The sequence below is a fragment of the Aneurinibacillus sp. UBA3580 genome (assembly GCF_002375825.1).
GTDB lineage: Bacteria > Bacillota > Bacilli > Aneurinibacillales > Aneurinibacillaceae > Aneurinibacillus > Aneurinibacillus danicus.
Genome location: NZ_DFMZ01000060.1, coordinates 35,664 through 44,727 on the forward strand (window position 1 = coordinate 35,664; position 9,064 = coordinate 44,727).

Annotated in this window: 10 protein-coding genes; all 10 read right to left on the bottom strand. The window is 45.3% G+C overall.

The window, feature by feature from the left end; translation table 11 throughout:
• A partial coding sequence (locus tag B2899_RS09600) for a DUF6240 domain-containing protein (RefSeq protein WP_286885341.1) occupies positions 1–441 on the bottom strand: 441 nt, incomplete at its 3' end.
• A gap of 134 nt (positions 442–575) precedes the next feature.
• The gene (gene pseC / locus B2899_RS09605; RefSeq protein WP_286885458.1) at positions 576–1,781 is read right to left on the bottom strand and encodes a UDP-4-amino-4,6-dideoxy-N-acetyl-beta-L-altrosamine transaminase; all 1,206 of its coding nucleotides are present in this window, start codon (positions 1,779–1,781) and stop codon (positions 576–578) included.
• Positions 1,782–1,805: 24 nt separating this feature from the next.
• Positions 1,806–2,771, bottom strand: coding sequence for a dTDP-glucose 4,6-dehydratase (locus B2899_RS09610; protein WP_286885342.1), 966 nt, complete (start codon positions 2,769–2,771; stop codon positions 1,806–1,808).
• Complete coding sequence (locus tag B2899_RS09615; RefSeq protein ID WP_286885345.1) at positions 2,768–4,597, bottom strand: 6-hydroxymethylpterin diphosphokinase MptE-like protein; 1,830 nt, start codon at positions 4,595–4,597, stop codon at positions 2,768–2,770. The genes B2899_RS09610 and B2899_RS09615 overlap by 4 nt, the downstream gene beginning before the upstream one ends.
• Before the next feature lie 65 nt (positions 4,598–4,662).
• On the bottom strand, positions 4,663–5,049 hold the full coding sequence (locus B2899_RS09620) for a flagellar protein FliT (protein ID WP_286885348.1): 387 nt from the start codon (positions 5,047–5,049) through the stop codon (positions 4,663–4,665).
• A gap of 5 nt (positions 5,050–5,054) precedes the next feature.
• Positions 5,055–5,429, bottom strand: a complete 375-nt coding sequence (gene fliS / locus B2899_RS09625) for a flagellar export chaperone FliS (protein ID WP_286885351.1) — start codon at positions 5,427–5,429, stop codon at positions 5,055–5,057.
• 44 nt (positions 5,430–5,473) lie between these two features.
• Positions 5,474–5,851, bottom strand: coding sequence for a flagellar protein FlaG (locus B2899_RS09630; RefSeq protein WP_286885353.1), 378 nt, complete (start codon positions 5,849–5,851; stop codon positions 5,474–5,476).
• A 40-nt stretch (positions 5,852–5,891) separates the two neighbouring features.
• The gene (gene fliD / locus B2899_RS09635) at positions 5,892–7,430 is read right to left on the bottom strand and encodes a flagellar filament capping protein FliD (RefSeq protein WP_286885355.1); all 1,539 of its coding nucleotides are present in this window, start codon (positions 7,428–7,430) and stop codon (positions 5,892–5,894) included.
• 139 nt (positions 7,431–7,569) lie between these two features.
• Positions 7,570–8,388 carry a formyltransferase family protein gene (locus B2899_RS09640; protein ID WP_286885357.1) on the bottom strand — a complete coding sequence of 273 codons (819 nt, stop codon included), beginning with the start codon at positions 8,386–8,388 and terminating at the stop codon, positions 7,570–7,572.
• A partial coding sequence (locus B2899_RS09645) for a DUF4910 domain-containing protein (RefSeq protein WP_286885358.1) occupies positions 8,375–9,064 on the bottom strand: 690 nt, incomplete at its 5' end. The genes B2899_RS09645 and B2899_RS09640, both read right to left, overlap by 14 nt.

Below are 9,064 nucleotides of genomic sequence, written 5' to 3' on the forward strand. Positions count from 1 at the left end.
TTGAACCGTTCCTTCACCTTTTTGCAAGATCTGTTCAACGTTTTTTATTGTTTCTTTCGTTACCGGTTGCTTGCCATCAAATAAAATCCGGACCGCTTCACGCATTTCCGGAGTGGCCTTCACGCCCGCTTCACGCATTATCCGTTCTATGTTCTGTCCCGTTTTCCCCGTACTATCCATGTCTGTTTCTGTCTGCTGCGCTACGCGAACCTGAATCCTGTCTTCTTTAGCCGCAGTCACCTGTACCGACACGCGGGATTGAGCCGGCACTCCGTTTTCAAATACCGCCTTTACTTTCTTCCCTTCTATCTCTACGATCGCTTCATTTGCCGAAACTCTTTCTTTAATTACCGCTTCCATCGCCGATGATGGACGACTATCGGAATTGCGTCCCGCGGTCGGCATACCACCTGTGTTACGCAAAAAATCAAAAACTTTCATGTCGCTGCTCCTCTCCGCACACTAAAGCTTCTACTCGGTATATCGGAAAAAAGCAGCCGAACTTACAGAAGGATAGAACGAAAAAAAGACCACCTCTCTTTAATAAAGAAGCGATCTTCTATAAACATGCTGTATTACGCCTTTGCAAAAAAAGTAACCACTTTTTCTACCGCAGCAATTACATCTTGTACGTCTTCATCACTCATTCTTGGAAAGAGAGGGATCGTTACAAATGTCTCATAGGCCTGCTCAGCACGCGGGCAAATTCCTCTCTCATAGCCCAGCTTTTTATAATACGGATGCCAGTAGACAGGGATATAATGAACATTGACGCCAAGGTTTTCCGCCTGCAGCGCCTCAAACACTTCTCGCCGCCCCGTTTTTAGATTTTCCAGACCGAGTGATATGACATACAAATGCCATCCCGAGACAGCTTTTACATCTACTACCGGCCTGCGAAGCAAGCCGTCGCGTTCCAGACCCGCAAACGCCTCATCATATTGCCGTGCAATCTCATTTCTTCTGCTCAGAAACTCCATAAGACGTTCCATTTGCGTCACGCCAAGCGCAGCTTGAATGTCGGTCAGACGATAGTTATATCCGAGTTCTATCATTTGATAATACCAGGGCCCTTCAGATTTCCCTTCCATCCATCGATTGTCCTTTGTGATTCCGTGAGAACGGAAGCGAAGAAGTTTCTCGTAGTACTCTTCATTATTTGTTACGATAACCCCGCCTTCTGCCGTAGTAACCGGCTTAACAGGATGAAAGCTAAACATTGTCATATCCGCAATCGAGCCCACAGGCTTTCCATCATACGAAGCCCCAAGTGAATGGGCCGCATCCTGGATATAGACCAGTCCATGTTCATCCGCCAGCGCCCGAAACGCCTGCATATTCACCGGCTGTCCGGAGAAGTCGACAGGAACTATCGCCTTGGTATGTGGTGTAATAACGTTGCGGGCCGCTTCCATGTCCAGCAAATAGGTATGAGGGTCAATGTCCGCAAATACCGGTATCCCTCCCTGATACAGTACAGAGTTGGATGTTGCTGCAAATGTTAGGGGGCTGGTTATCACTTCGTCGCCTTCTCCTATTCCTGCAGCAAACATAGCTCCATGCAACGCCGCCGTTCCATTACAGAAAGCCACCGCATACTTAGCTCCGCTCTTGGCTGCCACTTTGCGTTCAAACTCTGTAATCTGCGGCCCCTGCGTAAGAAAGGGACTTCGCATCGTTTCAACCACTGCGGCAATATCTTCTTCTATCACCCACTGCGAGCCGTATGAAAGTAAAGAGTTTCGTACTGGTTTTCCTCCATGAATCGCGAGTTTCTCCATTTGGTTCATGTTTTCCCTCGCTTTCTACAGTAAATGACTGGTATGAATCCACTCCCGTGTACGTGCAATGCCCTCTTCTAAATCTACTTCTGGTTTCCAATTTAGTAGGCGCTCGGCTTTTTCATAGTTACACAGCAGCTTCTGAATCTCGCTCTGCGGATGAATGTGAGGTACATGCTTTATTTCTACCTGCTCTGGCGCTACTTCGTTTCCTGCCGCAATCAGTTCGGCCAGTTCGTTGATTGAAATGTCCCGGCCCAGTCCTGCGTTTACAATTTGTCCGTTCACTCTATCCGAATAACCTGCCTGGACGACAAAGCGTGCGCAATCTTCCACATACAATAAGTCTCTTGTCTGCGTTCCGTCGCCATAGATTTGAATCGGTAATCCTTTCAACTGGTTGCGCACAAAGATGGCGACAACGCCACCTTCTCCACCTGTTTTCTGGAACGGACCGTATGTGTTAAACGGCCGGATAACGACCGTTGGTAGTCCATACGCATAATAATAGGAGAGAACCATATTCTCAGCCGCGATTTTCGAACCTGCATACGGAGAAGCAGGCTTGATGGGATGCTCTTCGGTAATTCCCGCTTCATCTGTGCAGCGATCATATACCATGCATGTGCTCATAAATACGACTTTAACGTTATGTACGCGGCATTGTTCCATGACATAGAACGTGCCCACCGTGTCGTTGTTGAATGTGGTGCGCGGGTCATCGATAGAATCCTGTACATTAATAGAAGCGCCAAGATGGTAGCAGATATCGAATTGCCCCTTCTCAAATAATTGAACAAGCAGCGCTTCATCTTTAATGTCGCCGACAATAAATTCTTTCAAGCCCGGATTTGAAAGGAATTCTTCTATGTTTTCCCGGCGTCCGTTTGATAAATCATCTACAATCCAAACATTATGTTTATCTTCCAGCAGACGCTTTACCACCCAGCGTCCGATGAATCCTGCTCCCCCTGTTACGAGTATGTTCATTTTCCCTGCTCCTTCAAGTTTCCTTCATAGAATTGCAAAGCCGCTTTCGCTTCTGCTACAAATCTTTCTAACAGATCACGAATCGGCACAAAATGCTTTACAATCGGCAAATCTTTAATCTCATAAATTACCCGCTGCATATGCTGCAGATATACCTGCATCCACGGATAAAACAGCCCGATAAATGCAGGCTTGGCCAGAAAACGATCTACGATATTATTATACTCAAGGACCATTTGTTCTTGAAGACTCGGTTTCAGGCCGTCATCTTTCTGCATACGCTTGAGTAAACCTTCGAGGTGACGAATATCATAGGCACACGATTGTACATCTTTATATAATTTTTCAAGCAGCTTTTTCTGTTTTTTCGGATTTACATCGGTAACGCTCCATACAAACGGAACGGATATTTCTTGTTCCAGAGCGGCTTCCAGCTGTTCAAGCGAAACATACGGAATGTTTTTCAGCTTTGCCCCATATGCCGACAGGTTATAAATATTCTGCACGGGATTCCGAGTAAAAAAGTTGTTGATGCTGCTGATCATTGTCATAAAGCTTTCATTCGTTTCCGCCAGTTCCCCTTGATTGTTTTCCACTGTCAGCCTCTGCTGGAAAGCAGTTGTCTCACCCGCGTTTACCGCATCATGGTGTGCGGATGTTCCGGCAGCGTATGTTTGCTTTCCGATATATGCCAAATCCTGTCCCGCCAGATAAATGGCCTTACATCCCATTTTGAGAAGCAGCTGCATGGCTATAAGCGTAACCGTTGGCGCATCCTGCACAATTTCTTCCGGCTTGGCCTTCCGGTCGAGATACGGATAAATATAGTCCTGATTAGTTAAAAAGTGTGCAACTGGTCCTTCATACTCCTCCATAATTCGGTAGTAAATCGTACTAGCGAATAGAAAAGGAATACCGCTCTGGAAAACAGGCTTCAGCATATGATAATTCGGCTCATTTGGATCGTATGAGATGAATACATCCGGTGTTACACCTTGCTTTAAGAGCGAGTTCACACTTGTTCCTGCCGCAACGATAACCGCCTTCTGCTCTTCCTGCGCTCTCTTAATAACCGGAATCGCCTCTGTCAGTGAAGGACCCGAAGCAGTCAAAATAACAAGCCGGTCCTGAAATTGCGGTGTCAGGCTGTATGCAGACGGTGATTCCGTCATTCGGCGAAGATTTTTCATCGCATTTCGCGCCCACATTTTTTGAAAATACAGGGTGGTCGTCATGCTCTCCACATACTCTTCCCGACTCTTCTTTAATGTCTCAGTAAAGCGCTTGTATATATCCGGATACAAACGCAGATAAGCTGGGAGCTCCATTATCTGAAGAGCCGTATGCACGCGTTGAAAATACGACTGGTGCAATGTGTTCAATGCCGCTTCATCGCTGCCAAATCCAAGATACAAGACTTGCTCCCACGGAAATCCTGTCCAGTCCCGAACTTCAAGAGAATGCAAAAATACGTGCAGGTCAGGCTCGATAATATAAAAACGAAGCTGCGGATTCAAAGCCAACAGCGCTTCGACATAATAACCGAAGCCAAGTCCAAACAGGACCACTTCCCGCGTCTCTGCTTTAAGAGCCGGTTTGGCCCAGCGTACCGCCTCTTGCAGCGGGTCATATAAGCTGTGAATCGCCTGCCAGCGTTCTCCTTCATATTTTTCAATCGTTGATACATTCACTTTTCGAGCAGTATGCACCCGATATACATCGCGATTCGGTTCCTGTCCCTTTACGATTTGGTAAACGCCAGGTACATGCTCACGGAAAAAGCGCAAATTTTTAGCCAGTAGTTGTCCGGCATGTATCGTAATCATCCGATTTCTATCCTTTCTGCCCTGCTCCCAAGCAAAAAGCTAAGACCAACAACTGATCTTAGCTTTTACCGCCTGCGTGAGCCAATGGTTTGATCAATATAATACCCGTCCTGATTGGAATAAGATCTTTGATAGGAATGATTCAGCTTACGTGATATCTTGAGCTTTTGCATCGCCTGTGCTGCTTCTTGCTTACGAATTTCTATTAAATCCGTAAGTTTACGATCGTACTCTAGAATTTCTTCAAGAAGAGGAAGCAGACGCTTTCTTTCCGCTTCAACGAGCGTTGCATCTTCCTGCGCATCCCATGCTGTAATCTGATCCATGACTTCCTGGCGGCGATTCATCAAGCTATCAATCTCATCATATGCTTCATTCTCCAGCATCTGAACAGCCTGGTGGGTAAGTGCAAGAATCTCTTCCAATCCACTCTGTTTCTTTATACCATACATAGCCATTACTTCCGTTTTGCGATCTTAATCGCTTCCGTCCATGTTTCAACGAATTCAGTAAAGAAGCCTTTCACTTCTTCCAGCATATTAGCATCTTTTTTGACGTTAGCTTCAATCAGACGATGCAGCAGAAAATCATACAACTTCATAAGATCCTTTGCAACCGGAATATCCATATTCAATCCGCCCATCAATTCGGCTACAATGTCCTGAACGCGGATATTATAACGGTGCGCTGCCGCCATGTCCCCTTGTGCCAACGCTTTTTGCGCCGCATTCGTGAAGCGTACGGCACCTTTATATAACATTAAAACCAGTTCTTCCGGTGGAGCGGTATTTACTGCGTTTTGCTTGTATTGTTGCTGAGCCATCATGTTCATTGTCATAGCTCTCCTTCCAAATCATGCCTTTAAACCGAGTGAGATCACCATTTTTTGTCTATCAAAAGCCCTGCTGTCTTTAACATTCCGGCTACCATGTCAAGCAGCTTCTCCGGTGGTACTTCCCGAATAACTTCCTTTGTTTCACGGTTAATCACTTTTACCATTACTTCGTTCAATTCTTTATGAACCGAAAACTCCCATCTCTTCTCCGGACCAATAGCTGCTCTTATTGCCTTTTCTACCTGTTCGATCCGCACCTTCTCGAATGGGGACGCCTGATGTTTATTTTTATGAAGCGTAGATTCGTTAGACGTATCATTCTTTTGGATGTTTTGTATCGTAGCATGATCGTCCCCAAAAGAAGATGAGAAGGATGAATGAGCGAGATTAAATCCTGATCCGGCTTCTATCGTATTCATCCTATCTCCTCCCTTTTTATAAATATAGAGTCAAATCCCCCTACATCTTGCCCATTTGTGCAGCAAGCCACGAGCTCTGTGCACTTCCCTGGCTCATTATCTTTTCCATCTGGGCAAAACGCTTATAGTATTGGTCTTCCTTTTGCTTCAGCCTTTCTTCCATGTCTTCCATGCGACGATTCATATCACGAATTTGTTTCTCAAGAGAGAAGTCATTCTCGCCACCGACCTGACCTTTATTATCGATGCGAATAGAGATATCTTTTTGCACGGTTTCAAAAAGCTCTTTAAAACGATGCATAATCCCTTTTTGCGCCTGATAGTCCGGACTGTCTTTCGGCACAGAATCACCCGGATAATTTGTAAAAGTCTTAATCACCGTTTCCGGATCTTCCTGTAAAGTCTTCCGAAGTTTCTCTTCGTTCACTTCAAGCATACCATCCATAGCGGCAACCGATTTAACAAGCTCCCCGCCGTTACCACCTGTAAAAGAAGCGGTCGTAATACCAATTGTGGAAAGATATGCGTCTTTACCGTCTGCACGAACTCCTTTAACCCCTCCATACAGCGTCATACGCATGTCGACCAAGGCTTTAGACAGAATATCATCACTGCGCAGAAGCCCTTTTTTCGCTGCATCCTCCCAGAGTTTAAGGTCTGCTTCTTTGATGTTTTTCCGATCTTCCTCCGACATCGGTTGGATCGTGCGATTTACTTTTTCTCTTAGTTTACTGCTGATACTCTCGACTGTTTTATTATATTCGGTAACAAAATCTTTGATTTGTTTAACAAGAGCGTCAACATCGCGCTCTGATTTAACGGTTACCGGCGAGCCTATGGTTAGTTTCTTTAAAGTATATGTGACACCGTTCTCTGTAATAGTATTAGTACTGGAAGTTCTAGTAATCCCGTCAATGGTAACAAACGCATCTGTACCTGTAGCGGAGCGGTTCGAACTTGAAAATCCAAGCTGATTTAACAACGTATCAGCAGCTGTGCCTCCTGAAACTATATCAATTTTAGACGATGCTCCTGTAATTGTATTAACAAATGCAAAAGTCTTAGAAGTTCCGTTGTACGTCATTCTTACGTTAGGACCAGCACTGTTGACCGCATTCATTACATCTTGCAACGTTTTATCTCCATTTGAATTATCAATTGTAACTGAATTTCCATTAACAGATAAAGTTATACTTGTTTGAAGTGAACCATCCAAATCTGTTAATTTGGCATTAAAATCTACCGAAGATGTTGATTGGAGTTTTGCTCCACTGGCCAACTGCGTTACTTCTACCGTATGTGTTCCGCTTGCTGTTACACCCAAAGCAGACACACTCGCTTCATCGGAAGATGTCGTCTTAAACTGGCTCCAATTCGCATTCAGACGCAGCTTATCCGCAATATCAAACAACGACTTGAACGACTTGTTTATATCGCGATACATATCCTGCTTCCATGTCATCTGTTGTTTCTTAAACTTCAACTTATCAAGCGGCATACGCTCAGCAGTCATTAGCTTCTGTACAAGTGACTCTGTATCAAAGCCGGAAAAGCCTGTAATTCGATTCACCGGACTCATCTGTATCTTCTCCTTTCATCTTAAGGCGTTCCTCTCTTCTTATGGTAAAGTATCGGAATATTACGCTTAACACTTAATGATTAAGTAGAAAAAATGCACCTTCCGATTTATAGCTGGTCAGAAGATGCACTTATAGCTTTTATAAAACAGTAATCAGCGAAGGCGGAGGACTACTAATTTCCCCATCCAAATATCGATCTACAATGTCATTGTTATACAAATTATAAATAACGCGCAGATGCTGCGGATACCAGTCTGTACCCACAAACAACTTGCCACTCGATTTCTGCGGAACACCCGGGAATTCACGTCCCCGCTGGCGAAGCTGCAAAATACGAACGATATCCTCTGCCACCTGCACCACCGCCCGACATGCTACGTCATGTACGCCATCGCCACGCCTAAGTTCCGGCACGGAATGATGGACGATCGACCCGCCATCCAGCTGCGCCGTTAAGTAATGAATCGTCATGCCTGCCCAGTTTGGACGCAGCATATAGAACGGCCAGAAGAGAGTGACGTTTCCCCGATACCATGGAGAAAGCCCGCCATGAATGTTCCAAGAGTATTCCGGAAATGCCTTCAGTAACTCATCACTAATTTTATGTACACCGTATGTTAGCACATGGTTAGGCTGATGGGAAAGTACCCACTCTTTCACTTCCTCACTATTTAACTCTTCTACAGTTACACGCAGCACCGGAACATCAGACGAAAAACTATCAATAGAAGCCTCTCCAAAAAAGCGATGCTCCGCCTCATCCCTATCCCGAAAATGACGAATAAAGTTTTCACGATCGATATCCAGTAACCCTGCCGGGGGTTGCGGTGTGAATGTCTCACGCTCCTCAACCACCAGCGCAGTTAGCAGACCGGCTTTATGCAGTTCATGTGCCACATACAAATGACGCGGGTGCGAACCTGTTAATAATACTACTCTCAAATCATTCTTCTCCATAATCTTCTAGCTCCTGTTTTTCAAAATAAGGTCCCTTTAGGAGCCCTTTTTCCTGTAGCACCTCTACTACACCAACCATATCCGTTATAGTGCATCCGTACCGTTCAGCAATCTCCTGCAGCGTATGCTGTCCATCTGAATAATTTAAAATCATGAGCACATGATTTAACAAGGTGCGGCCGTCTAAAATTGTATTACTCGATCGTCCCCATACGGAGGGTGCATTCATATCAGGATACAGATTATGCTTATCGAGCTTTACTTCGCCATACGGCTTTGTGTTTACATAGTATCCATCCATCTCCAGTGCCATAAACAACCGCTCCAGTTCATCTACCGTGTGCTGCAGCGCCTCGATGGTCATAAATTCCTTCGTGTCCAGCGAGTTATGGTATTGCTGATACGTGCCATATACCGCTCTGGCAATTTGTCCAACGGGCAGATTGAATCCAGGGGAGCAGTACTGACGCTCGTCCGAGCCATGCAAAGGAGTGAAAGGACGAATTTCACCGGCCCATCCCTGCTTCGCTGTAAGATGGGCCACCATCTTATCCAGCGGAGCATTCTCCCTGCGCGATTGCTTATAACTTAAAGGAAACAATTCTCCGTTTTCTCTTTTTCCCCCGACGCAAGTAAGCACCAGTCCGGTATATAGCTTCTCTTTCAACTCTTTCCC